At 69.9% G+C, this 23,202-nt stretch carries 19 protein-coding genes; 12 read left to right on the top strand and 7 right to left on the bottom strand.

The features are described from left to right. Nucleotides 1-114: 114 nt before the first annotated feature. Nucleotides 115-3,396: a DUF4214 domain-containing protein gene (locus MOX02_RS20290; protein WP_170267937.1), complete on the bottom strand. Its 3,282-nt coding sequence runs from the start codon at nucleotides 3,394-3,396 to the stop codon at nucleotides 115-117. 470 nt (nucleotides 3,397-3,866) lie between these two features. Between MOX02_RS20290 and MOX02_RS20285 the strand changes: the two genes are divergently transcribed. The 8 genes from MOX02_RS20285 to MOX02_RS20250 are packed head-to-tail and all read left to right on the top strand — an operon-like array spanning nucleotide 3,867 to nucleotide 14,893. Next, on the top strand, nucleotides 3,867-6,098 hold the full coding sequence (locus tag MOX02_RS20285) for a polysaccharide deacetylase family protein (protein WP_147027611.1): 2,232 nt from the start codon (nucleotides 3,867-3,869) through the stop codon (nucleotides 6,096-6,098). Then, nucleotides 6,085-7,461, top strand: a complete 1,377-nt coding sequence (locus MOX02_RS20280; RefSeq protein WP_147027610.1) for a tetratricopeptide repeat protein — start codon at nucleotides 6,085-6,087, stop codon at nucleotides 7,459-7,461. The genes MOX02_RS20285 and MOX02_RS20280 overlap by 14 nt, the downstream gene beginning before the upstream one ends. Continuing rightward, on the top strand, nucleotides 7,458-8,636 hold the full coding sequence (locus MOX02_RS20275) for a hypothetical protein (RefSeq protein WP_147027609.1): 1,179 nt from the start codon (nucleotides 7,458-7,460) through the stop codon (nucleotides 8,634-8,636). Before MOX02_RS20280 ends, MOX02_RS20275 begins: the two co-directional genes overlap by 4 nt. Then, a complete protein-coding gene (locus tag MOX02_RS20270) occupies nucleotides 8,624-9,622 on the top strand; it encodes a hypothetical protein (protein ID WP_147027608.1) in 999 nt (332 codons plus the stop codon). The genes MOX02_RS20275 and MOX02_RS20270 overlap by 13 nt, the downstream gene beginning before the upstream one ends. Then, nucleotides 9,606-11,144, top strand: a complete 1,539-nt coding sequence (gene pelF, locus MOX02_RS20265) for a GT4 family glycosyltransferase PelF (protein WP_147027607.1) — start codon at nucleotides 9,606-9,608, stop codon at nucleotides 11,142-11,144. The genes MOX02_RS20270 and pelF overlap by 17 nt, the downstream gene beginning before the upstream one ends. 5 nt (nucleotides 11,145-11,149) lie before the next feature. Further along, the gene (gene pelG, locus MOX02_RS20260; RefSeq protein ID WP_147027606.1) at nucleotides 11,150-12,550 is read left to right on the top strand and encodes an exopolysaccharide Pel transporter PelG; all 1,401 of its coding nucleotides are present in this window, start codon (nucleotides 11,150-11,152) and stop codon (nucleotides 12,548-12,550) included. Nucleotides 12,551-12,581: 31 nt separating this feature from the next. Continuing rightward, a complete protein-coding gene (locus tag MOX02_RS20255) occupies nucleotides 12,582-13,955 on the top strand; it encodes a polysaccharide biosynthesis/export family protein (RefSeq protein WP_147027605.1) in 1,374 nt (457 codons plus the stop codon). A gap of 32 nt (nucleotides 13,956-13,987) precedes the next feature. Continuing rightward, nucleotides 13,988-14,893 carry an MJ1477/TM1410 family putative glycoside hydrolase gene (locus MOX02_RS20250; RefSeq protein ID WP_170267936.1) on the top strand — a complete coding sequence of 302 codons (906 nt, stop codon included), beginning with the start codon at nucleotides 13,988-13,990 and terminating at the stop codon, nucleotides 14,891-14,893. A 42-nt stretch (nucleotides 14,894-14,935) separates the two neighbouring features. On the opposite strand, the gene MOX02_RS20245 is transcribed toward MOX02_RS20250, so the two are convergent. Continuing rightward, nucleotides 14,936-15,613 (bottom strand): LuxR C-terminal-related transcriptional regulator, encoded by a 678-nt coding sequence (locus MOX02_RS20245; protein WP_147027603.1) that lies wholly within the window; start codon nucleotides 15,611-15,613, stop codon nucleotides 14,936-14,938. Nucleotides 15,614-16,079: 466 nt separating this feature from the next. Here MOX02_RS20245 and MOX02_RS20240 point away from each other — a divergent pair, with 466 nt between their 5' ends. Continuing rightward, nucleotides 16,080-16,295: a DUF6894 family protein gene (locus tag MOX02_RS20240; protein WP_147027602.1), complete on the top strand. Its 216-nt coding sequence runs from the start codon at nucleotides 16,080-16,082 to the stop codon at nucleotides 16,293-16,295. A 5-nt stretch (nucleotides 16,296-16,300) separates the two neighbouring features. On the opposite strand, the gene MOX02_RS20235 is transcribed toward MOX02_RS20240, so the two are convergent. From MOX02_RS20235 to MOX02_RS32705, 4 genes are all read right to left on the bottom strand, one after another. Next, on the bottom strand, nucleotides 16,301-17,230 hold the full coding sequence (locus MOX02_RS20235; protein ID WP_147027601.1) for an AEC family transporter: 930 nt from the start codon (nucleotides 17,228-17,230) through the stop codon (nucleotides 16,301-16,303). A 335-nt stretch (nucleotides 17,231-17,565) separates the two neighbouring features. Next, a complete protein-coding gene (locus MOX02_RS20230; protein WP_147027600.1) occupies nucleotides 17,566-18,633 on the bottom strand; it encodes an asparaginase in 1,068 nt (355 codons plus the stop codon). A gap of 92 nt (nucleotides 18,634-18,725) precedes the next feature. Next, the gene (locus MOX02_RS20225) at nucleotides 18,726-18,983 is read right to left on the bottom strand and encodes a hypothetical protein (RefSeq protein ID WP_147027599.1); all 258 of its coding nucleotides are present in this window, start codon (nucleotides 18,981-18,983) and stop codon (nucleotides 18,726-18,728) included. Nucleotides 18,984-19,090: 107 nt separating this feature from the next. Continuing rightward, a complete protein-coding gene (locus MOX02_RS32705) occupies nucleotides 19,091-19,852 on the bottom strand; it encodes a cold-shock protein (RefSeq protein WP_147027598.1) in 762 nt (253 codons plus the stop codon). Nucleotides 19,853-20,227: 375 nt separating this feature from the next. Here MOX02_RS32705 and MOX02_RS20215 point away from each other — a divergent pair, with 375 nt between their 5' ends. The 3 genes from MOX02_RS20215 (at nucleotide 20,228) to MOX02_RS20205 (ending at nucleotide 22,699) form a co-directional block, all read left to right on the top strand. Beyond that, nucleotides 20,228-20,701 carry a response regulator gene (locus tag MOX02_RS20215; RefSeq protein WP_147027597.1) on the top strand — a complete coding sequence of 158 codons (474 nt, stop codon included), beginning with the start codon at nucleotides 20,228-20,230 and terminating at the stop codon, nucleotides 20,699-20,701. 112 nt (nucleotides 20,702-20,813) lie between these two features. Then, nucleotides 20,814-21,980 carry a Ppx/GppA phosphatase family protein gene (locus MOX02_RS20210; RefSeq protein ID WP_147027596.1) on the top strand — a complete coding sequence of 389 codons (1,167 nt, stop codon included), beginning with the start codon at nucleotides 20,814-20,816 and terminating at the stop codon, nucleotides 21,978-21,980. Beyond that, a complete protein-coding gene (locus MOX02_RS20205; protein WP_147027595.1) occupies nucleotides 21,977-22,699 on the top strand; it encodes an RlmE family RNA methyltransferase in 723 nt (240 codons plus the stop codon). The genes MOX02_RS20210 and MOX02_RS20205 overlap by 4 nt, the downstream gene beginning before the upstream one ends. On the opposite strand, the gene MOX02_RS20200 is transcribed toward MOX02_RS20205, so the two are convergent. Continuing rightward, nucleotides 22,696-23,118: a DUF779 domain-containing protein gene (locus MOX02_RS20200; protein WP_147027594.1), complete on the bottom strand. Its 423-nt coding sequence runs from the start codon at nucleotides 23,116-23,118 to the stop codon at nucleotides 22,696-22,698. The two genes, MOX02_RS20205 and MOX02_RS20200, sit on opposite strands and share 4 nt — an antisense overlap. Nucleotides 23,119-23,202: the final 84 nt, after the last annotated feature.

Raw genomic sequence — 23,202 nt, 5'->3', positions numbered from 1 at the left:
GGCGATGCCGACGATGCCGCACATCTCTCCACACTCCCTTAATACGAAGGTTCGCTGAATGGGCGGCCGGGCGGCGAGCGCCGCCCCGGCCTCACGTCACAGGGGCGGGAGACCTCAGGCGAGGTGCCAGCCGGTCTCGATGAACGGCATCAGGTGCTGGTGCGCTTCCTGGCTCTCGGCGAAGCTCGCAGCGACCGTCGCGCGGCTGCCGCCCTGTGTCAGCACGCCGGTCCAGTAATCGTGGCCGGCGCTCTCGGCCTGCCGCCCGAGCGCGTTCTGATAGAGCATGTCGACGAAGGCCGCGTCGGTGAGACCAGCGTATTTTGTCTGGTACTCGCTCGAAGCGAAGAAGCTCTGCGCGGCATCGGCGTCGCTGACGCCGCCCTTCAACGCGCCGGACCAGTACTGGAGGCCGCTGGCATCCGGTGCCCGGTCGAGGAGGGTGTGGTAGAGCCGAGCCGCATCGCCTGCATCGGCGTCCGCCGTGAAGATGCCCCTATCGTACGCTGACTGCAGTCCGGCCAGGTTCTCCGCAGAGAACGCGAAGCCCAAGACGGCGTCCGCGCGCGACATCCCTTGGTCGAGGACACCCGTCCACCACTGCACGCCCGGCGCGTCGCCGGCGCGGTCGAGAGCCGTGAGGTAGAGAGCTTCGACGAAGGACTGGTTGCTGCCAGACCCAAGGTTCAGCCGTCCCTCCGCCGAGTCGAGGAACGTCTGCGCCATATCGTGGAGCGACAGCCCGGAGCTGTGCAGGCCGGTCCAGTACTGCTGGCCGTCCGCGTCCGAGGGCCGGTGCAGCACCGCGTCGTAGAGGGCGTAGACCTCGCCGGCCGCGCTGTGCGGATCGTAGCTCACGTCACCGAAGAAGGGGCGGTTCTGCGGCTGGGCCCCGCCGGTCAGCGTGATGTTCACCGTGTGCGCACCGAGCCCCGCCAGGGTGATGGCGAGCTTGTCGCCGACGACCGAGTAGGTGAGATCGCCGACGGCCGCGCTCGTCACGGTGAGAACGCCGCCCGACGGGTCGCGCAAATCGACGAGGAACTTGCCCTCGCCCACGACCGAGAAGGACAGGTTCGAGCCGTCGCCGGTGACGCTCGTCAGCTCCGCGCGGTCTGTGACGTCGTACAGGTGGGTGACGTCGTCGATGCCGTTGCCGAGATTGATCGTGTAGGTGCCGCCCGTCTTCGCGACGAAGACGCTGTCCGAATCGTAGGCGTACCAGTTCGCCACGCTCTTGATCTTGGTGTCGGCGGCAAGACCGCTCAGGTCGAGCGCGAACTTGCCGGCGTCGGCCGACGCGACGGTCGCGGTGACCGAGTTCGCCGTGGCGTTGAAGCTGTAATGGTAGTTCGTCGCGTCGAAGGAGGCGACGCGCTGCGCGAGGTCGGCCAGCGTGACGAACTCGGACCCGTAATCGTAGGCCGTCTTGATCAGGTCGGTGAACATCTCCTTGGTATAGCCGGGCACCAGATTCTCGTCGGTCACCCAGTTCGTCGGGCCGTAATCGTGCCAGGGCCAGACGACGATGGGCTGGTCCGAGTGCGCGGTCAGGCTCTTGAACTCGTTCTGCCACTGGATCGACGCTTCCGCCGCCGTCTTGCGCTGGAAGCCGACCAGCGTGAAGTCGAACGACATGTTCGGCGCGATGTAGACCTTCGGATCGTCCGGGAGGAGGTGGCCGATCGCGCCCGGGTAGCCGGCCCCGACGAGCGTCGCACCACCGGTGATGTAATCGTAGTACTTCTCGATCGCGATGGAGGCAGGCAGGAATTCGGGCGCACCGGGAATCGCGGCGCCCTTCACGGTGATGCCGAGCTGCTGGCTAATCGTGTTGCGAGAGGTCTCGAATTCCGCCTGGAATCGCTCCGGAGTGAGCAGGTTCGTGTTCTCCGGATGGGACATCGAGTGGGAGCCGATCTCGTTGCCGGCCGCGAGCAGCGCGTCATAGTACGGCTTCGAGACGGCCCAATTCGTGGTCTGGCCGTTCGCGGGGTCGGTGCCGATGTCGATGTAGTAGGATCCGACGAAGTTGTAGTCCTTCTTCCACTCGTCGAGGATCGGCAGAAGCTTGTCGTAGATGCCGGGGGCGCCGCTCTCGGGGCTGACGTCGGCCGTCTCCATCGCCTGGTCCATGTCGGTCCGCGAGGCGACGATCGCCTTGTCGCGGCTCATGTGCAGGCTGAGGCTGGGGCCGGCCGCCGGCTTCACGACGTAGTCGATCGCGTGCTGCAGCATGTTGTTGTCGCCGAGCAGGCTCTCGTTGGCGAAGTGGACGTTGCGCCCGCCGGTCTGCGTGCCGACGACGGCGGCGTGCTCGGTGGTAGCGTTCCCTTCGGTCACCTTCTGCGTCGCGATCGGGGTGACCGGCGTGCCGTCGGCGCTCTTGTACCAGGAGGTGCTCATCTTCGCGTAGTCGCGGACGACCTCGTTGGCCTGGTAGCCGGGGAAGACGTCCGACCCGACATTGGCGACGATCTGGACCGGGTCGCCGCCGAGCGTCGTGGTGCCGCCCTCGCGCGTGAGGTCGAGGAGCGACTGCATGCGGGCGTAGGCATCCGGCAGCGCGACGCCGTTCTCGTTGTTCGTCATGAACTCGCCGGCTGTGATCAGGCCGACGTGATACTTGTAGACGGCGTCCGTCAGCACGTCCTGGATCTGCGCGACATCCGCCGACTTCACGTTGGTGAAGGAGGGGAAGACGATCGCGTCGTAGCCCGCGACCTTGCTGAGGTTCTTGAGGTCCGCCTCGGTGAGCACGTCGAAGGGCACGCCCGCCGCGGTCGCCTGATTCTGGGCGGCCATGAAGAGCTGCGAGTAGGCCATCTTGCCCGCATCGGTGCCGCCGAAGTAGCGGGCGGCACTCGTCTCGGAGTAGACGATGCCGATCTTCAGCGGCGTCGCGTCGACGACGGGCAGCAGCGCCGGATCCTTGACCGTCATCGTGTTGCCGACGACCGGGCTCGGCAGGTAGATGCCGTCGTTGACATCCATCTTGACGTCGAGGCCAGCGGTCGCCTGGCCCATCAGGGCCATCGGGATAGCGACTTCGAGAGACTTCTTGTCGAGCGAATACTGAAACGCCAGCGATTGGCTGATCACCACATTCGCTGCGTTGTAGAGGACCGGGATCCCCTCGCTCGTGACGTTGATGTAATACTCGGCGCCCGTGTCCGCCGTGCCGCCGAATGCCTGTTTGCCGGTCGTGATGTTCCTGTCCGTGTTCAACCAGATCGTCGTGTTGAGCCCGATCGTGATCGGCGAGTTGATGGCGAAGACGTACTGTCCGTTCTCGAACGTGCCATACAGTTGGTAGCCGGCCGTTCCTGTTCCCGGACGATCCAACCGATCTTCATTCGTCCAGTCGAGCAGGCTGCCGTCGATCACGTGGGGCATCTCAGTCTCCATGCGGGCGACAACAGTCGCGCGGCCGCGTTCGTCGAACGACGCAAGGGTTCTCGCGCGCCCTACAGGAAGGCGCGTTGCAATGTATTGAGGAGGACAATTCCCGTCCCCGCGGAAATGAAGTTGCCTATTTCGCTATCAGACCATGTTTTGATCGAAACATTCTGCTTGCGAGTAGGGCGATATGTTTCCGCGCCTTAAATGGAATGCAAATCGAAGAAAACTTCAATCTAGCTCTTTGGTAGTATTATGTACTAACCACTATGCACCCTGGCTTTGTCTTCGGTGGGGGACATATCGAGAAATGCCGACGGTGACGCTACTGTGTGTTCGTCATGAAGCTCGGCCGACGCGGCCGAACTGTTCTCGACCGGCGGCGGGACCATCCCAGGGAAGGCATCCGAATCGTGGGATCAAGGCGCGGAGGAGCCCTTACGCTTCCCGGACTCCAGGGAGCGATCGTGCGCGCGGTCCTGCTGGTAGGGCTCGCGCTGTCGGTTGCACCGTGCCGGGCTGCGTCCGAGGCGGAACCCGGGCGCGTCGTGCCGCGCGAGGTCCTCGCACTCTACGACGGCGACCTTGAGCCGACCGCGGACGAGACCCGGATCCATCGCTTCGCCGAGCTGCCGCTGAACCATCTCGGCTACACGATCGCCTACAGGGATATACGCAGGCCGCTTCCGGGCGCCGCCGAGATCCGGCGCTACGCGGGCGTGCTGACCTGGTTCTCGACGCCGCCCGCGGCCCGCGACGCGTATCTCGCCTGGGCGCGCTCGGCCGTGCGGACCGCCCGGCGCTGGGTGATCCTCGGCACGACGGGCGCCTCCTTCTGGACGGACGAGGCTGCGGCCGGCGACGCGCTCCTCGGCGAGATCGGGCTGAGACACCGCCGCAGGGCGGTCGATCTCACGCTCGGCACGCAGCTGCATTCGCGCGATCCCGCGCTCACGGCGTTCGAGGGCGCGGCCGACGCCGTGCTTCCGCCCTACGAGGTCACCGACGCCGCGCGCCCCGACCTCGAACCCTGGCTCGAACTGATCCTGCCCCAGCGCGAGGGCGGCGGGCGCAGCGTCGCAGTGGCCGTGAGCCCCCGCGGCGGATACGCGGCGAGCGGCTTCGCGATGGTCGAAGATCAGGGGCTCGGCCGGGCGCGCTGGCTGATCGACCCTTTCGCCTTCTTCGCGCGGGCGCTGCGCGACGGGCCGGTGCCGGTGCCGGACGTCACCACGCTGTCGGGCCGCCGCATCTACTTCAGCCATGTCGAGAGCGAGGGGCTCAATCACGTCGTCCTGTCGAAGGACCGTGAGCAGGTTCTCGTCGCCGGCCTCTTCCTGGACCAAATCGTCTCGGCCTTCCCGGACCTGCCCGTCACGTTTGCCCTCACGCCCGGCGATCTCGACTCGGCTATCGGCGGCAACGAGACGCCCCGCGCCCTGGTGCGCGAGATCTGGTCGCATCCGGCCGTCGAGCCGAGCGTCTCCTCCTACACCCGCCCCTACGCGTGGCGCTTCTTCGACAGCTACAGCCGCGCCCGCGAGGAGGAGCTGGTCGCGGTGGCGCGCCCGGCCGGCCGGTTCGGCCTGCGCCGCCTGACCGACCTCGTGAGCACGAACGCGCGCACGGACCGTTACGTGGCCAAAGCCCGCGAGTACCCGCGCAATTACCTTTTGACGCCTTTCGATCTCGCCCAGGAGACACGCGGCGCCTGGGCCGTCGCGGACGCGCTGGCGCCCCCGGGCAAGGGTGTGCGGCTGTATCAGTGGAGCGGGGACGCGCAACCCTCGGAGGAGGCGATCGCGCTCACGCGCGGCCTCAGTCTGCGCAACATCAATGGCGGCGAGGCCCGCTTCGACGCGACCTATCCTTCCGTCGCGCACCTGCCGCCCCTCGCGCGCCCAGTCGGCGAGCAGCGTCAGGTCTACGCCGTGTCGGCCGACGATCTGCCCGTTCGAAAGGCCTGGCGACCGGCCGTCGCGGCCCTGAAGGGGCTTCGCACGACGCTCGCCGCCACGGAGACGCCGCGGCGCCTCAAGGGTTTCAATCTGCACTACCGGCTCGCGACGGTCGGCAACCCCGAGGCGCTCTCCGAGATCGAGGATTACCTGCGCGAGGCGCAGGGCTCCGCCCTGATCCCGATCCGCACGGGCGAGTACGCCGCGCTGGCAGACGATTTTCCCCGCGTCGAGATCGCCGTGTCCGGCCCTCGAAGCTGGGAGGTGCGCCGTCGCGGCTCGATCCAGACGCTCCGCTTCGACGACGCGGACGCGATCGAGGCCGATCTCGCGGCCTCCGAGGGCGTGATCGGACAGAGCCGGCACGGCGGCTCTCTCTACCTCGCCCTGGACTCGGGCGTGGAGAAGGTGCGCGTGGTCCTGCGCGGAGAGGGTGCCGCCGCACGCCCGGTCGGGCTGTCGGAGAGCCGGTGGCGCGTCTCGGGCCTGTCGCGCGGCGACGGCGGCTGGCGTTTCGAGGCGTCCGGTTTCGGGCCGGGCGAATTCCGCTGGGCGGACGTCCCGCCCGGCCACTACACGGTGACGGCCCGTCGCGACGAGGCGGTTCTGTGGAGCGGCACCGCCGAGGCCGACGCACTCGGGCGCTTGGCCTTCACGGTGCCGATGGTCGGCCTCGAGCCGCTCCGGATCAGCGTCGAAGGGCGCCTCCCCGAGACCGGAGGCAGCGATGAGCGTCGCTAAACTCCTCGTCGCGATCGCCTTCGTGATCTCCGCGGTGACGGCCTACCTGCTGCAATCCGGTCCCGAGGAGCGGATCGCGATGCTGGTACGCGACGGCCGCAACGTGGAGGCCGTGGTCGAGATCGAGCGGCTTCTCGCCACCGGTACGGCGAAGCCCCGCGTGCTGATGACGCTCGCGATGCTCCAGGACACGGCCGGCGACCGGGCCAGGGCCGCCGACCTGATGGAGCTCTACGTTCTCTCGCGCCCGCGCGACCGCGACGCCCTGGCCTGGCTCGTCCGCTCCTACGAGGCCGCCGACGACGTCGACGGTCTGATCGAGGCGCAGGCCAAGCTCGCCGCCGTCGACGCGAATCCGGTGCACGTCGCGAAGCTCGTCGCGCTCCACCGCTTCCACGGCCGATTCGCCGAGGAGTGCGCCGCCCTGGAGAGCTTCGCCGAGCGGGGCGCCCTGACGCCGGACCAGACGGAACGTCTCGCGCAGCTCCTCGCCGCGGAGGGACGGATGCCCCGGGCCGTGGAGGTGCTGAGAGGGCTCGACGAGCACCTCGACGATTCGGTCGAGCGGCCGCGCCGCTTCCTGTTCGAGCTCCTGATCGATCAGGGCCGCTACGCGGAGGCGGCCGAGCGGGCCAAGCGCTGGCTCGCCGCCTGGCGCAAGCCCTGGCTCGCCGCCCAGATGACGCTGAGGCTCGCGACCAAGGCGCCGCTCGCCGAGGCCCGCGGCCTCGCTCAGGCGAGCGCCATCCTGCATCCGGACGCGCAGCTCTACCTCGCCAAGAGCCTCGCCGAGCAGGGCAATCGGCGCCTCGCCACCGCGCTCCTGCTCGAATGGCCCTACGAGGGCATGCCGCTCAACAAGCCGAACATCGACGGCTACGTGGCCGCGGCCGCCGCCACCGGCATCCCGACGCTGATCTGGTCGCGCTTCGCGCTGCTGCGCTCCCGGCCGGCCGAGACGGAGGCTCAGGCGCTCTTCGCCGAGGCGATCGCCGCCGAGTATGGCCTCTCGTCCATCGCCCTGCTCCAGCCGGCGCTCCCCGACGCGGTTCTGCGGCGCCGGCCCCTGTTCGCCGCCCGGCTCGCTCTGCATCTCGGCCAGCAGGTTCGGGCCCGGCTGGTACTGGCCGAGGCCGACCTCGACGGGCTGCCGCCGGCCGAGCTGGCGCAATGGCTCGACCTCGTGATGCGCCTGAACTCGCCGCAGGCAGCCTTCGCCACCCTTCAGAATCTCGAGCAGCGGATGCAGCTGCCCGAGAGCCTCCACGCCGCCTACCGCGCCCTGGCCACGCAGCTCGGACGCGCGACAGGCCCGGCGATCACCATCGCAACGAGCCGGCATTTGGCGGGGATCCCACGGTGATAGCGGCCCAGACCACACAGGATGCGATGGCGGCCGGTGCGCAGGAGCGCGCCGCGGGCGAGCCGGGCTGGCTGACGCGGCGCCTGTCGGGCATCCGCGGCAAGTACGAGGCCTGCTTCCTCTTCCTGCTCCTGATGATCATCGAATGGATCATCCCCGGGCCGGCCTCGCTCGCGCAGATCTCGCCGCACCCGTTCTGGATTCCCGTCGTCCTGCTCAGCGTGCAGTACGGCAGCGGCACCGGGCTCGTCGTGGCCGCCCTCGCGGCGGGCCTGAGCTGGCTGGCCGGATGGCCGCCCCAGACCTCGCAGGAGGATTTCTACACCTACTCGCTGCGCGTCTGGCGCGAGCCGGTGCTGTGGATCCTCTGCGCCATCGTGATCGGCGGCCTGCGCAACCGCCAGATCCGCGAGCGCCTCGCCCTGGAGGAACGGCTTCGCGTGACCCAGGAGCAGCGCGACACGATCGCGGGCTTCTGCGGCGAGCTGCAGGAGCACGCCGCGGTCCATGAGCGCCGGGCCGCGACCGCCCGCGCCGGCTCACTCGAGGCGGGGCTCGCGAGCCTGCAGCGCCTGCGCGAGTCGGGCGAGCCCGATCTGATGGCCGCGCTGCACGACGCGGTAGAGGCCTGGCTCGGCCACGCGCGCTGGACCTACTTTCCCCTGGAGGAGGGGGAGCTGCGCCATACCCATGCCGAGCGCGCTCGGCTGGATGCCTGCTTCCCGGTGCGCACGGCCCTCGTCTACGCCGTCGCCTGCCATCGCCCGCGGGTCCTCAGCGTCTTCGACGAGAGCGAGGCGAGCCTCCTCGACGGTGTTGGCATCTTCGCTGCCTCGGTGCGCGCCGGAGAGACGGGCGGCAGCCTCGGCCTGTTCGTGCTGGAGACGGTCCCGCCCGACCGGCTCGATCCGGCGAGCGCCGTCGCGGTCTCCGCGATCGCGGCTGCGCTGGGCGAGGCGATCGAACGTAACCGACACCGCGGGTCGGGCACGGCGGCGCGTCACGCGGCGACGGACGGGATGGTCATCGGTGGCTTCGCGGCGGACGAGATCGGCATGGCGGACTTCGTGATGCCGGAGCGGATCGCCCCGGAACAGGCGATGCCGCCCTCCTACCTGCCTCACTTCCTGGGCGGCCTCGCGGCAGATTCGGGAGAGGCGCCATGGAGCCGCTGAGCTACGCCGCGCGCCTGAGGGCCGGGCCGCTCGCGGCACTCGCCGGTCTTCTCCTCGCGGAGGCCGCGATCCTCGGCGCCTTCCTCACGGAGACGGCGGGTGCCCCGGCGGCGCTCGCGGCCCACGGCATCACGCTTCTGGTCTTCGTCGCCCGCCGGTCCGTCTTCGCCGACGACCTCACCCTCTGCGTGATCGCGCTGCTGCTGGCCGCCTCCACCGGGCCGGTCGGGGCCGCCGCCGCCCTCGCGCTCTACCTGATCCTCGCCCGGACCCCCGTGAGCCATCACGAGCTCGAGAGCTGGTACCGGCAGATCTCCGGCCTCGGCGAAGCGAACCCGGCGGTGACGCTGCACGCCCAGATCGTGGACGGGCGGGCCCGACGGCCGAACCGGACCGCCGTCGCTCATTTCCCGAGCGTGCTCGAAGGCCCGCTGGCGCAGCAGCAGGCGCTCCTCGGCCTGATCGGGCTCGCCTATCATCCCGACTACCGGCCCCTGCTCGGGCAGGCCCTTCGCAGCGCGGAGCCGAGCATCCGCGTTCACGCGGCCGCCGTCTCGGTGAAGCTTCGCGCCCGTGCCCGGCTCGAGCTGCAGAGGAGCCAGGCTGGCGCGCAGAGCTCGGCCGCGCCGGCCGACCTCCTCGTGCAGGCGGTTGAACTGGCGCGCATCGCGGAGGGCGGCTTCCTCGAAGAGGCCGACGCCCGGTCTGCTCGGGAGAGCGCGGCGGCCCTGTGCGAGCAGGCGCTGGCGCAGGCGCCCGGCCATCGGGGCGCCACGGCGCTGCTGTGCTCGCTGCTCGCCGGCCTCGGGCGCTGGGAGGACGTGCTGGCCCGCTCGACCGCCGGCTCCTATCGCCGCGGCGACCGTCTGGCCGAGGCCACGGCCGAGAGCCTGATGCAACTGGGCCGCACGCAGGATCTGCACGCGCTCCTCGTCCGCGCCGCGGACGCCACCCGGAACGGAGGGCGCCATGCGGTTCCTGTCTAGCGGTCCGGCCGCTCCCCCCGAGGCGGACGTCTGCCTCATCGTCGAGGGCTGCTACCCCTATGTCCGCGGCGGCGTCTCGACATGGGTCGACTGGCTGATCCGCGGCAATCCGGACCTGACCTTCGCGGTCGTGGCCATCGTGCCGGGGGCCGGGCCCCGCGAGATCCGCTACGCGCTGCCCGAGAACGTCGTGGCCTTCTCGGATCTGCAGTTGCACACAGATTTCCGCTCGCAGCCCTGGCAGGAGAACGCGCGGACGGAGGAGACCGAGGATGTGCTCGCCGATCAGCTCATCGCCCTCGTGCGCGGCGGCGGGCTCGACACCTTCGCCCGCCTCGTCGAGCTCGTGAACGATCCGGCGCGGGGGCTGACGCTCGCGAGCCTGATGGCCTCTCCGCTCTCCTGGCGGGTCACCTGCCAGATGTACGAGCGGCTGATGCCGCACGCCTCGTTCCTGCACTTCTTCTGGGCTTGGCGCGCCCTGTTCGGCGGCCTGTTCGCGGTGCTGAAGGCGCCTCTGCCGCGGGCGAAGGTCTATCACACGATCTCGACGGGCTATGCCGGCCTTCTGGCCGCGCGCGCCGCCCACGAGACCGGGCGGCCCGCCCTCATCACCGAGCACGGCATCTACACGAACGAGCGCCGCGTCGAGATCCTGATGGCCGAGTGGATCTGCGACACGGTCGACAAGGGCATCTCGCTCAACGACGAGCGCGTCGACCTGCGCGACATCTGGATGCAGATCTTCGATGCGCACGCCCTGATCTGCTATCAGGCCTGCAGCCGCATCATCACCCTCTACGAGGACAACCAGCGCCTGCAGAAGGCGCTCGGCGCCGCGCCCACGCGCCTCGCGGTCGTCGCGAACGGCATCGACGTCGAGAGCTTCGCCGCGCTGCCGGTCGCCGGGCCGGACCAGCCGCCCACCATGGCCCTGATCGGCCGCGTCGTTCCGATCAAGGACGTGAAGTCCTACATCGAGGCGGCGGCGATCCTGCGCCGCCGCATGCCGGACCTGCGCGCCCTGGTGATGGGCCCGACCGACGAGGATCCGATCTATTTCGAGGAGTGCCTCGACCTCGTGCGGGACCTCGATCTCGCCGAGACCGTCATTTTCACGGGTTCGGTCAAGCTCGTCGAGTACTTCTCGCAGGTCCACATCGTGGTCCTGACGAGCCTCAGCGAGGCGCAGCCGCTCGTCATCCTCGAGGCGGGTGCCGCTGGGATCCCTTGCGTCGCCACCGACGTCGGCTCCTGCCGCGAGATCCTGCACGGCCGCTCGACCGAGGTGCCGCGGATCGGCGAGGGCGGTGCGGTGACGCCCCTCGTCAGCCCGAACGACACCGCGGAGGCGGCCGAGCGTCTCCTGCGCGACGAGGCCCTGCGCCGGAGCCAGGGCGAGGCCCTGCGCACGCGGGTGCGCCGCTACTACGCCTCCGAGGACGCGCTCGCGGCCTACCGCGAGACCTACGCCCACTACCTCGCGCCCGGACGGGCCGAGGCCATCGTCGCCGGGAGCTAGAACCGATGGCCGGGATCGGATTCGAGCTGAGGCGGCTCGGCAGCCGCGACGAGATCCTGGGGCCGGTGGCCGCGGTGGCGCACGCCGCCATCGTGGCGGCGGGTCCCTGGCTCTACACGGTTCTGGCGATCCTCGTGATCGGCGAGGCGGCCTCGCCCCTGATCGGCGAGGACGCGATGGCGACCTTCCGCGTCCTCGTCGTCTACATCTTCTCGCTGTCGCTCGTCGGGACGTCGCCGGTCGCCATGGTCGGCACCCGGGTGCTGGCGGACGCCCTGTACCGCCGGCAATACGCCGATGTGCGGGCCGTCTTCGTGATGACGCTGCTGGCCGCCAGCGCGACGACGGCGCTCCTGTCGGGCCTCGTCTTCATCCTCCTGCTGCCGGTCACGGCCGACGTGGCGAGCGCGGGCATCGCGGGCGCTCAGATCGTCAGCCTCGTCTGGGTCGGCCTCGCCTTCTGCGGCGCGGTGCGGGACTACCTCCAGGTGACGCTCGCCTTCGTCACGGGCCTTCTCGCGGGCGCGGGCCTTGCCGTCACCGCCGCCCTGCACGGCTACGGCCCTGTGCCGATGGTCTGGGGCCTCGCGGCGGGCTTCATGATCGTCTTCCTCTGGCTCACCGCGCGCTTCGCCTCGACCTTCCCGTCGCCTTGCCGGGATCTCATCGCGGCGCGGGCGGCCTTCGCCGCGCGCCTGCGCTGCAGCCCCTCCCTCGCCATCGGCGCGACGGCCGGCGCGGTCAGCGTCTGGGTCGACAAGTGGATCATCTGGACGAGCGGGTACGGCGAGCGCGTCGAGGCCGGCCTCATCCACGCGCCGCTCTACGACGGGCCGATGTTCATCGCGAGCCTCACGGTGGTGCCGGCCCTCGCGCTCTTCGTGACGAGCCTGGAGACGACCTTCTTCGAGCGCTACCGCGCCTATTTCCAGGCCATCGACACCCACGCCACCCTCAAGACAATCCGGGCGCAGGGGCGCATCCTGGAGCGCGAGACGACGCGCACGCTCGCCAACATCATGGTGGTGCAGACCGCCCTGTGCGTGATCGTGGTGCTCACCGCGCCGGCGATCGTCGAGGCGGTCGGGCTTCAGTTCCGGCAGATCGGCATCCTGCGGATGGGCACGGTCGGCGCGCTGTTCCAGTACCTGTTCATGTCGTGCTCGGCGCTGCTGATCTTCTTCGACGCGACCCGGGTCTACGCGACGCTGCAGGTCATCTTCCTCGCGAGCCTCGCGGTTCTGACCCTCCTCGTCTCGCAGTTCGAGCCGGGCAGCCTCGGCACCGGCTACATGCTGGCCTGCATCGTGTCCGGCTTCGCCTCGCTCTTCGCGCTGATCAAGGTTCTGGGGTCGATCGACTACCGGGTTTTCGTGGGCAGCGCGACGCAGGCGCGTCCCGTCTGACGGGTCATCGGGTTTCGGGCAGGAGGAGACGATGGGGTTGCACAGGCTGTTCCACCGGCGCCGCACGGGCAGCGGCGGCGCGAAGCGCAGCGGGGCCTGGGCCGCGCTGCTCGCGACCGGATTCCTGCTGGTCGCCGCCCCCGCGCTCGCGGCGGGCGACACGGTGCTGCGGGTCGGCGACCGGCTCAAGGTCATGATCTTCGAGACCATGGAGATCCCGGAGGCGCCCGAGGTCGACAAGCCGCGCTCGGGCGACGCGGCCGCGATCATGCAGACCGTCTACCCGCGGGTCGATCTCTCGGGCGAGTACGGCGTGGAGCCCGGCGGCGCGGTGTCGCTCCCGCTGTTCGGCAGCATCGAGGCGGCGGGCCGCACCACGGCGGCCTTCAAGGCCGATCTCGGCGATGCCTTCGACCGCATGTTCCGGCGCCGCTGCAACATCACGGTCTCGGTGCTGCAGCGGGCCCCCGTCTACGTGATCGGCGCCGTGCGCAACCCGGGCTCCTTCACCTACGTGCCGGGTCTCATGGTGCTGCAGGCCGTGGCGCTGGCGGGCGGCGACATCCAGAGCGGCATGCCCGCCCAGGCGATCGAGACGAACCGCGAGCTGGAGCGGCGGGACGCGGCGCGCGACCGTCTCAAGCAGCTCCTCCTGCGCAAGGCGGCGCTCATCGCCGAGCGCGACGGCACGCCGGTCGCCAAGTCCGCGGACGGGCTGCGCCAGCTCGTCGGCGCCGAAGGCTCGGCCTCCCTCGTGGCCGGCGAGCAGCGCATGGCGCAGCTCCGCGCCCAGAACCTCGCCGGCGCCCGCGCCACGCGCGAGCGGGCCATCGCCGCGACGCAGGACGAGATCGAGCTCCTGAAGCAGCGAATGGCGAATTTCGACGCGCAGATCAAAGTGCGCGGCGAGCGGCTCAAGATGATGGAGGCGCTGTTCGCCCGGCAGGTGGTCGAGAACGAGCGCGTCGCCGACGTCCGGCGCGATTACGTGGACATGGAGGGCCGCCGCCGCGACATCGAGATCAGCCTGCTCCAGGCCGAGCAGCGGCTCGACACCGCCCGCAAGGCCCTGGTCCAGGCCGACAGCGAGCGGCGGCTGACCCTCGAGCGTGACATCGCGACAGTGGAGGCCGAGGCCGAGGCGGCCGAGCGCGCCTACCTCAACCTCGCGGCGACCGCCACGATGATGGCCCGGACGAGCCCGGCGATCGGGCGCGAGGGGGGCATCGTGACCTTCGAGATCGTGCGCCGCACCGTGGAGGCGACGGAGACGCTGCGCGCGAGCGAACTCGACGTCCTGGAGCCCGGCGATGTGCTGCGGGCCCGGATCGTGCCGCCTGAGACCGGACGGCCCGCGACGGCCGCGGTCGAGAAGGAGGCAGCCCTCGGGGCGGGCAAGCCATGAGACCACGGATCCGGCGCCCCGGCAGCCGCCTCATGAGCCGCCGCGGACTACTCACCTCGGGCCTTCTCGGCTTCGCCGTGCTGGCCGGGATCGGCGCCGCGCCCCTGATCGGGCGCCGCGTCTCGGCGCGCCTCGGCGATACCGAGGTGAGATCCTGGGGCTGCCAGTACCAGCAGATCGACCTGGCGCAGGTCGCGGCCTCGGACCTCGACCTGATCGTCCTCGACCCGATCGTCAACGGCGAGAGGATCGACGTCGAGTCCGTCCCGAACCTGCGCCGGAGACCCGACGGCGGCCGGCGCCTCGTTCTAGCCTACCTCAGCGTCGGCGAGGCCGAGAGCTACCGCGCCTACTGGCAGCCCGCGTGGCGGGAGACGCCGCCGGATTGGCTCGGGCCCGAGAACCCGCGCTGGCCCGGCAGCTTCGCCGTGAAGTACTGGACGCCGACCTGGCGCACGATGATCGCGGGGGAGGGCGGCGCCATCGACGCGCTCTGCGCGGCCGGATTCGACGGGGTCTTCCTGGACCGGATCGACGCCTACGGCGACTGGCGCGAGCGGGAAATGCAGGCGCGGCGGGAGATGGTCGACCTCGTGCGCACTCTGTCCGAGCGCGCGAAGGCGCGGCGGCCCGGCTTCCTCGTCGTCGCGCAGAACGCTGAGCCGCTCCTGATGAACGACGCCTACTGCACGGCGATCGACGCGGTGAGCAAGGAGAGCCTGCTCTACAACCTGCACGGCGCGGGCAAGGAGAACACCGAGGACGACGTGCGCTGGAGCATGACCTACCTGGAGCGGGCGCGGGCGCGCGGCCTTCCCGTCCTCGCCATCGAGTATCTCGACGACACCGTCACGCGACTGCGGGCCCGGGCCCGCCTGACAAGGCTCGGCTTCGTGCCGTTCTTCGGGAACCGCCTGCTCGACCGGTTGCCGGCCTGATCGCGGCGGGGTCCGCGGACCCCGCCGTCAGGGGTCTACCCCTCACTTCGGATAGATGCCGTGCTCGCGGGCCCAGATCGCGGCCTGCGTGCGGTTCTGCGTCTTCAGCTTGCGCAGGATGTTCTTGACGTGGATCTTCACCGTTGCCTCGGCGAGATCGAACTTCAGGGCGATCACCTTGTTCGAGGCACCGTCCGCGAGGCAGCGGAGCACGTTGAGCTCGCGGCTCGACAGCGGGTGGCAGGGCGGGGCTTCCGCCTCGTCCGTTCCGGCCACGATGATCTGTTGCGCGCCGGCCGGCGCCTCCATCGCGGCCCGCGGGCGGTCGAGCATCCACGAGAACAGATTCGCCGACTGCACCGTCACCCCGGACATCACCGCGTCCAACGCCTTGACGAGGGTGTCGCGGCCGATATCGCGGTCGAGCACCGCCTGCGCCGTGAGGCAGAGGTCGCGCGGAAGCGAGGTCGGAGCGTCGGCCCGCCCGAAGATGACGAGAATGGCGTCCGCCCGCGCCGCCCTCAAGGTGCGCGTGGCCTCGACGCTGCTCGCGTCGTCGAGCGAGGCCAGGATCAGCAGAGGTCCGCCTTCGCCCGTCGCCTCGACGGTCGGCGCGCTGGTGACCCGGAACCGTGTGCCGCCCAGGAAGGAGGTCAGCCCCTCCCGCACGAACGAACTCGACGCCACGAGGGCCGTCGGGACTTCATCGCCGGATGACATGTCGATGCTCCCCTCGAGAACGAGGCAAGGCCAGAACAGTACGGTACCTGACGGAGAGCCGGCTCTGCCTCGTACGCCGAGCGAACGGCTCAAGTGGAGTGTTTGTTTTTATTGATGGTACGTCTGTTGTTTGCGACAACTTCCGACCAGAATCGTTTTATTGCTTCAATTTCGCAGTGTAATCTCGTTTACACACTTACAAGAGAGCGTATAATTGTTCGTCTGATTTCGTACGTTTGCTGGGTACTAATTATTAACATATGCGGAACTAGTACCTTTTTGTCGACAAACTTACTAGATATCAACGAATAGTTAACGCTCTATCCGAAATTCCTAGCGGTCGATATTCGAAGTTGCAACATCTTATTGAAATCGTGCGATTTCGCTCGTATCGCGGAACACCGGACAAGACGCGTTCCTGAACCGCGCCCGCCAAGCCCCACGCGCTCCCTCCGGGAGAAGGTCCTTGAGCCAGCGCCTCTTCTTCGACCTCACGGATGGCATGACGCTGCTTGCCGACGAGACCGGCGTCGTCGTGACCGATCTCGACCAGGCTCTGCGTCAGGCAGCGAGCGCGATCGAGGAGATGCAGCGCAGCGGGCAGCTGTTCGGGCAGCACGGCTGGCGGATCGTGGTCCGGGACGCCGACCGCACCATTCTCCACCTGCTCCCGGTTCGTTAGACGCCTCAGCTTCGCCCGAGGACGATGAGCCAGGCGAGCGTCGTGAGCGGCGCGGCCAGCGTCGACACGAGCACCGACGCGGCGACGAGGCCGGTCTCGGTCTTGTAGCGGGCGGCGAGCAGGTAGGCGTTGATGCCCACCGGCATGGCCGCGAAGAGCGTGGCGACGCCCGCGTAGGCGGCCGGCATCGAGAAGACGTGGAAGGCCAGGAGCCACACCACCAGCGGGTGGATGCCGAGCTTCAGGAGAGCGATCACGGCCGCGCCCGGCAGGTCGAACAGCACGCGGTAGCGCTTCAGTCCCGCCCCCAAGGCCACGAGCGCGCAGGTCGAGGCGGTCGCCGAGAAGGCGTCGATGAGTGACTTGACGGGCCCCCCCGGCACGACGCCCGCGTTCTTCATGGCGAGCCCGATCAGCAGGGCGATGAAGATCGGGTTCTTCAGGAGGACGAGGGCGAGGCCGCGCAGGCGGTGCAGCAGCGGCCGGTCCCCCTCCGCCTCGATCAGAAAAGTGGCGCAGCCCATCATCAGCGGCAGGTGGACCGCGAGCAGGAGGAAGAGCGGGAAGGCGCCCTCCTCGCCGTAGGCCTGGAGGATCGTCGGCACGCCGACGAACACGGTGTTCGACTGGCTCGCCGCGAATCCGTGCAGTACCGCCCCCTGCCGCCCGATCCCGTGGCGGCGGATCGCGATCAGCGATCCGATCGCCCAGGAGAGGCCGGCGCCGCCGAAAAAGGCGAACCAGTAGGACCACGCGAGCTCGCCCGTGAGACCGGGGCGGGTGAGGGTGCCGATGATCAGCGCCGGCACGGCGATAGCGAAGACGTACTCGGACAGGCCGTCGCTGACCCGGTCCGACAGGAGGCCGGCCACCGCCGCCGCCCAGCCGATCAGGATGATGCCGAAGATCGGGACGATGATCGTGACCGCGTTCATCCCGCTCCCACCCGCATCCGCGCAGTACCCGATCCCGCCGCGGCCGCGCGGCGAGACCGGTTAGCAGGCTCCGCCGGAATCCGCATCCTGAAGGTCGTGGCCGGCGCCGCCCGAGCGTCCGGGTCGGCGGTGCGGAGGGCGGAGTTATCCCCAGGCCCGCCGGTCCGATCCGCGCGGATCACAAAACGGCCACACGAGGGGAGCCGACTGCTCGCCCTGGGGGAGCGTTGGAGGGCCTGATGGCGATCATCATCCTCGACCCTGTGTCCGGCAAACCCGTGATCATCCCGCTTCCGCCGTCCGGCGAGCGGGCGAGGTGACGGGCTCCGGCCCCGTCACTTATCGAACAGGGCCTGGAGCGCGGTCGCATCCTTCGTGCCGGGCAGGGCGAGCAGGGCCAGGATGCGGGCCTTGTCCGGCGTCAGGTCTCCGGCGAAGACCGCGCCCGCCTTCTTCAGCGTGCTGCCGCCACCCTTGAAGCCGTAGACCGGCAGCGCGCGCCCGTCGTAGACCTTCGTGGCGACGATCACGGGCACGCCCCGCTCGACCGCCGCCTTGATCGCGTCGTGCATCGGCGCGTTGACGTTGCCCCAGCCGTAGGCCTCGACGACGATCGCCTCGGCGCCGCTCTCCGCGGCGTGGCGGACCTGGGAGCCGTCCGCACCCGCATACATCGCGACGAGATCGACCCGCGGCATCCGGTCGGGCAGGGGCAGGGTCTGCCGGCGCAGGGACTTGCGGCTGAACACCACCCGGTCCTCGTCGACGTAGCCGAGAATGCCGGCATCTCCGGAATCGAAAGTCTCGACGTTGCTCGTGTGGGTCTTTCTCACCTCGCGCGCCGCGTTGATGCGGTGGTTGAGCGTCACCGTCACGCCCATCCCGCCCGCGCCCTCGGCCAATATCTGGCGCACCGCGTTGAGGAGGTTGCGCGGACCGTCCGCGTCATGGTCCGAGGCGTTGCGTTGCGCGCCCACGAGCACGACGGGCTTATCGCTCTTGAGCGTCAGGTCGAGGAAGTAGGCGGTCTGGTCGAGGGTGTCGGTGCCGTGCAGGACGACGGCGCCTTTCACCTCCGGGTCGGCGAGGACCGCCTCGACGCGGCGGGCGAGATCGGGCCAGCGGTCTGGGCCCATGTAGTCGCTCGGGACGTTGCTGAACTCCGTCACGGCGACGCTGGCGATCTCCTTCAGCTTCGGCACCGCCGCGACGAGATCCTCGCCCGAGAGGGCCGGCACGGGCGCCTGCGTGGCGGGATCGAGCTTCATGGCGATGGTGCCGCCGGTCGCGACGATCGCGACCTTGGGCAGATCGGCCGCAATGGCGGGGAGGGCGAGGGCGGCGAGGCCCGCCACGGCGAGGACGCTGGCCCGGATCTGCCGCTGGGTCGTCTCGAAGGTCATGGCTCTGCCGTCTCCCGCATCCGCTGCTCGAGTCGACGGGAATCGTCCGACGGACGGCTCCGGTTCCCGGAGGAGGCGGGGCTTGCGCCCCGTCAGCGCGGAATGCGGTCGGAGCGGGTGCCCGCGCGGCCGTCACGCATCGTCCGCGCGGCCTCGACCGCGCTCGGCGGAAGCCCGGTCCCGGGTGCTCCCGCGGACGGCCCGGAGCCGTTCGGCGAGACGAGATCCGGCTCCCGGTCGCGCCCGAGCGCGTAGCCAGCATTCACGCCCGCATAGAAGCCGGTGAAGTCCTCGGCCGCGGCGGGGAGCGGCAGGACGAGGGTCAGGGCGAGGAATGCGAGAGCGCGCATGAGATCCCGGCGGCACACAGCGAAACGGCGGCCCCATCGGGACCGCCGTCAAGCTCATATCGGAAACACGGCGAAGGCGTGGCCGCCTCAGTCGCGCGCGGCCGCGATCAATCCTCGACCGTGATGCTCTGGGCCTCGCGGCCCTTCTGGCCCTCGACCACGCCGAGCGTGACCTGCTGGCCTTCGGCGAGCGAGTCGAGACCCGCACGCGACAGGGCGGAGCGGTGCACGAACACGTCCTTGCCGCCGTCGTTGACGGAGACGAAGCCGAAGCCCTTGGCCGGGTCGTACCACTTGACGGTGCCGGTCATCTCGACGGAGGGGCCAGAGGCGAACCGGCCGCCGCCGCCGCCACCGCCGCCGAAGCGGTCGCCACCGCCGAAGCGGTCGCCGCCGCCGCCGAAGCGGTCGCCGAAGCCCGAACGGGGAGGACGCGGGTCGCGCCGGGGCGGAGCCGCCTCGGCCGTCGAGGTGTCGACGCTGATGACGTTCGTCACCTGCGGGCCCTTCTGGCCCTGGGCCGTCTGGACCGTGAGCCGGGTGCCGGGAAGCAGGTCGGCGTGACCGGCAGCCTCGACAGCGCGGATGTGGAGGAAGGCATCGCCCGACCCGTCGCCGAGTTCGACGAAGCCGAAGCCTTTCTCCTTGTTGAACCACTTCACCGTGGCGTCACGCTCCGGGCCCGAAGGAGCCGGAGAGGCGCCGCGCGCCGGGCCGCGGTCGAAGCCGCCGCCACCGCCACCGTAACCACCGCCGAAGCCGCCGCCACCGTAACCGCCGCTGGGCGGCGCCTGGTCCGGCCACCGCGGCTCGCCACCCTCATCGAAGCCGCGCTTCTGCGGCCCCCTGAAATCACGACCACGTCCCATAGAAAGCTCGCAAAAACCGTCCCGCCGACCATCGTCTCGAATACCGCGTGCGCGCCATCCCAGACAGCCCACGCTCCGCACTATCATTACTCCTGGTCGCGGTAACCAAGAATAACGCCTCAGTCCTGACGCAAACCCGGCCGTACCGCAAGGACCTTCTGTCCCGGAGGCGGCTGGTTCCATCACTTTCCGGTGGCGAACTACCGAGCCGGGGGGCGGCCGCGACTCACAACCCAGAATTGTGAATACGGAAGCGTACCCCGCGGCAGCCTGCGGACGCCCGGAGCCGGCCCCGCAGAATCGGCGTTAGGGAAAGCACAAGGCGCGCGGGCCTATGCTCCCGCCCGGCCGTGCGCACGGCCAGGTTCCGGCCCGATGATAGCGACCCCGACCTTCCCCGACCTCTCCGCCCTCGTCGTCGACGAGAGCCTCTACATCCGCCGCATCGTGCGCGACATGTTCATGCGTGTCGGCATCAAGCGCGTGCTGGAGGCGCCGGACGGCGCCGAGGCCCTCGGCGTCCTCGCCGAGAGCAAGCCCGACCTGACGATCATCGACTGGGACCTCGCCATCCTCTCCGGCGAGGAGTTCATCCGGCTCGCCCGCACGCCCACCACCTCGCCGTGCCCCACCGTGCCGATCATCCTGATGCTGGCCCAGCCCCGCCGCAACGTGGTCGACCGAGCCATCTCGCTCGGCGTCAACGAGATCATCGCCAAGCCGTTCTCGCCCAAGACCCTGTGGTCGCGCCTCGACGAGGTGATCAACCGGCCGAGGCCCTACAGCCAGGTGAAGAGCCTGCTGCGCCCCACGCCGCGCATGGCCGGCAGCATGAAGGCCATGGCCTGAGCGCCGCGGGCGCATTCGAGGCTTTGCAGTTCTCGGACGAACTTGTAGGCTCTTTCGTGAATGATGGCCGGCTCTCTGCCCAGGCCACGCGTTGAGGATCTCGGCACCGCCGATGAGGGACGAGAGTGCCGCCGCCACGCCGGCCCGCCCTGCCGCGGCCGGCCCGTCGGCGCCCCGCGAAGGGGCGTCGACGTCGCGCTTCACGAGCGAAGCGCCGCGCTCGGGGAGTGCCGGCGCCGGGTCCCTGCGCCATCCCGCGCCCGGCCACGCCGCGACCGGGCGGAACGGTCGCCGCAGCGCCTACGCCGCCCTCGACCTCGGCACCAACAATTGCCGCCTGCTCATCGCCGAGCCCGCCTCCCACGGGTTCCGCGTCATCGACGCCTTCTCGCGCATCGTCCGCCTGGGGGAGGGCCTCGGCAATTCCGACCGGCTGACCGAGGCCGCGGTGGAGCGGACCGTCGAGGCGCTGCGCATCTGCAGGGCCAAAATGCAGTCCCGCGGAGTCGTGCGCGCCAAGATCATCGCGACGGAGGCCTGCCGGCTCGCCACCAACGGCGCGGACTTCGTCGAGCGCGTGCGCAACGAGGTCGGCCTCGACCTCGAGATCGTGGACCGGCAGACGGAGGCGTACCTCGCGGTGACGGGCTGCGCAGCCCTCGCCGATCCGCGGGCGGAATCGGTCGTGATCTTCGACATCGGGGGCGGCTCCACCGAGATCGCCTGGCTCGACGGCGCCGCGACGAACCCCTCCGCCGACCCCACCCTGCGCATCCGCGCCTGGGACTCGCTGCCCGTCGGCGTCGTGACGCTCGCCGAGCGCCACGGCGGCGCCGAGGTCACCCGGATGATGTTCGAGGGCATGGTGGAGGAGGTGGCAGACCTCCTCGCCCGCTTCGCGATCCGGGCGGCGGCCGCCGCGACCGCGCCGCACTTCCATCTCCTGGGCACCTCCGGCACCGTGACGACGCTCGCCGCCATGCACCTGCGGCTGGCGCGCTACGAGCGGCGCCGGGTCGACGGGCTCTGGATGAGCGACGCCGAGGTCACGGACGCGATCGAGGATCTGCTCGACACGCGGCTGGAGCAGCGTGCGGACAACCCTTGCATCGGGCGCGATCGCGCCGATCTGGTACTGGCGGGCTGCGCGATCCTGGAGGCGATCCGGCGCGCCTTTCCGTCGGAGCGCCTGCGCATCGCCGACCGCGGCCTGCGCGAGGGGCTCCTGATGAACATGATGCGCGAGGACGGCGTGTGGCGCCGTGGAGGTTATCGTTGAGCGACAGGCGCGGGGCCGGCGGCGGGGGAGGCGGCGTTCGGGGCGAGCTGAAGCAGCGGGTGAAGACGGGGCGCGGGCGCACCGTCTCCCAGAAGCGCTGGCTGGAGCGGCAGCTCAACGATCCGTACGTGGCCCGCGCCAAGCGCGAGGGCTACCGTTCGCGCGCCGCCTTCAAGCTCCTCGAGATCGACGAGCGCTTCCACATCCTCAAGCCCGGCCAGCGGGTGGTCGATCTCGGCGCGGCGCCGGGCGGCTGGTCGCAGGTGGCGGCGAAGGTGGTGGGGCCGCAAGGTAGGGTCGTCGGCATCGACCTCCTCGAGATCGAGCCCATGACGGGCGTCGAATTCATCACCCTCGACTTCCTCGACCCGAGCGCGCCGCAGCGGCTGACGGACCTCCTCGGCGGACCGGCCGACCTCGTGATGTCCGACATGGCCGCGAACACGACCGGCCACAAGAAGACCGACCACCTGCGCATCATCGGACTCGCCGAGACGGCGGCCGAGTTCGCCCGCGAGATCCTGGCCCCGGGTGGCGCCTACGTGGCGAAGGTCTTCCAGGGCGGCACCGAGGGCACGCTCCTCAACGACCTCAAGCGCGACTTCGCGCAGGTCCGCCACGTGAAGCCGCCCGCGAGCCGGGCGGATTCGAGCGAGCTCTACGTGCTGGCGACCGGTTACAGGGGGCCGGCAGGCGCGGGCATACCGGCCGAGGCCTAGATCCGGCAGGCGCCCGCCAGCGCCTCGTTCTCGGCGGCCGAGAACAGGCGCGAGCGGATGTGGAAGCGCTTCTCGCGGCCGTTCTCGAGGGAGAACATGCCGCCGCGGCCCGGCACCACGTCGAGCATGATGTGGGTGTGCTTCCAGACCTCGAACTGCGAGCGGCTGATGAAGAAATCCGCGCCGCCGACCTGGCCGAGATGGACGTCGCCGTCGCTCGTGATGAAGTCGCCGACCGGGTAGCACATCGGCGACGAGCCGTCGCAGCAGCCGCCGGACTGGTGGAACATCACGGGCCCGTACTCGGCGCGCAACTCGTCGATCAGTTCGAGGGCGGCCGGGGTGGCGGTGACGCGCAGCGGCGTGCCGTCGACGCCGGCCTGCTCGGCTGTGTTGGTCTCGACGTTCAGCTCGGTCATGGCGCATCCTCTCCGTCGAAAGCCGCTGTCGCTGCCGCTCATCTGGGGCAGGGAAAGCCGCCGTGCAGGCCCTGCCGCCGCCCC

This window comes from Methylobacterium oxalidis, from assembly GCF_007992195.1.
Taxonomy (GTDB): Bacteria; Pseudomonadota; Alphaproteobacteria; order Rhizobiales; family Beijerinckiaceae; genus Methylobacterium; species Methylobacterium oxalidis.
The sequence above is the reverse complement of the archived record's forward strand: the minus strand, read 5'-3'. Positions and strand labels throughout refer to the sequence as shown.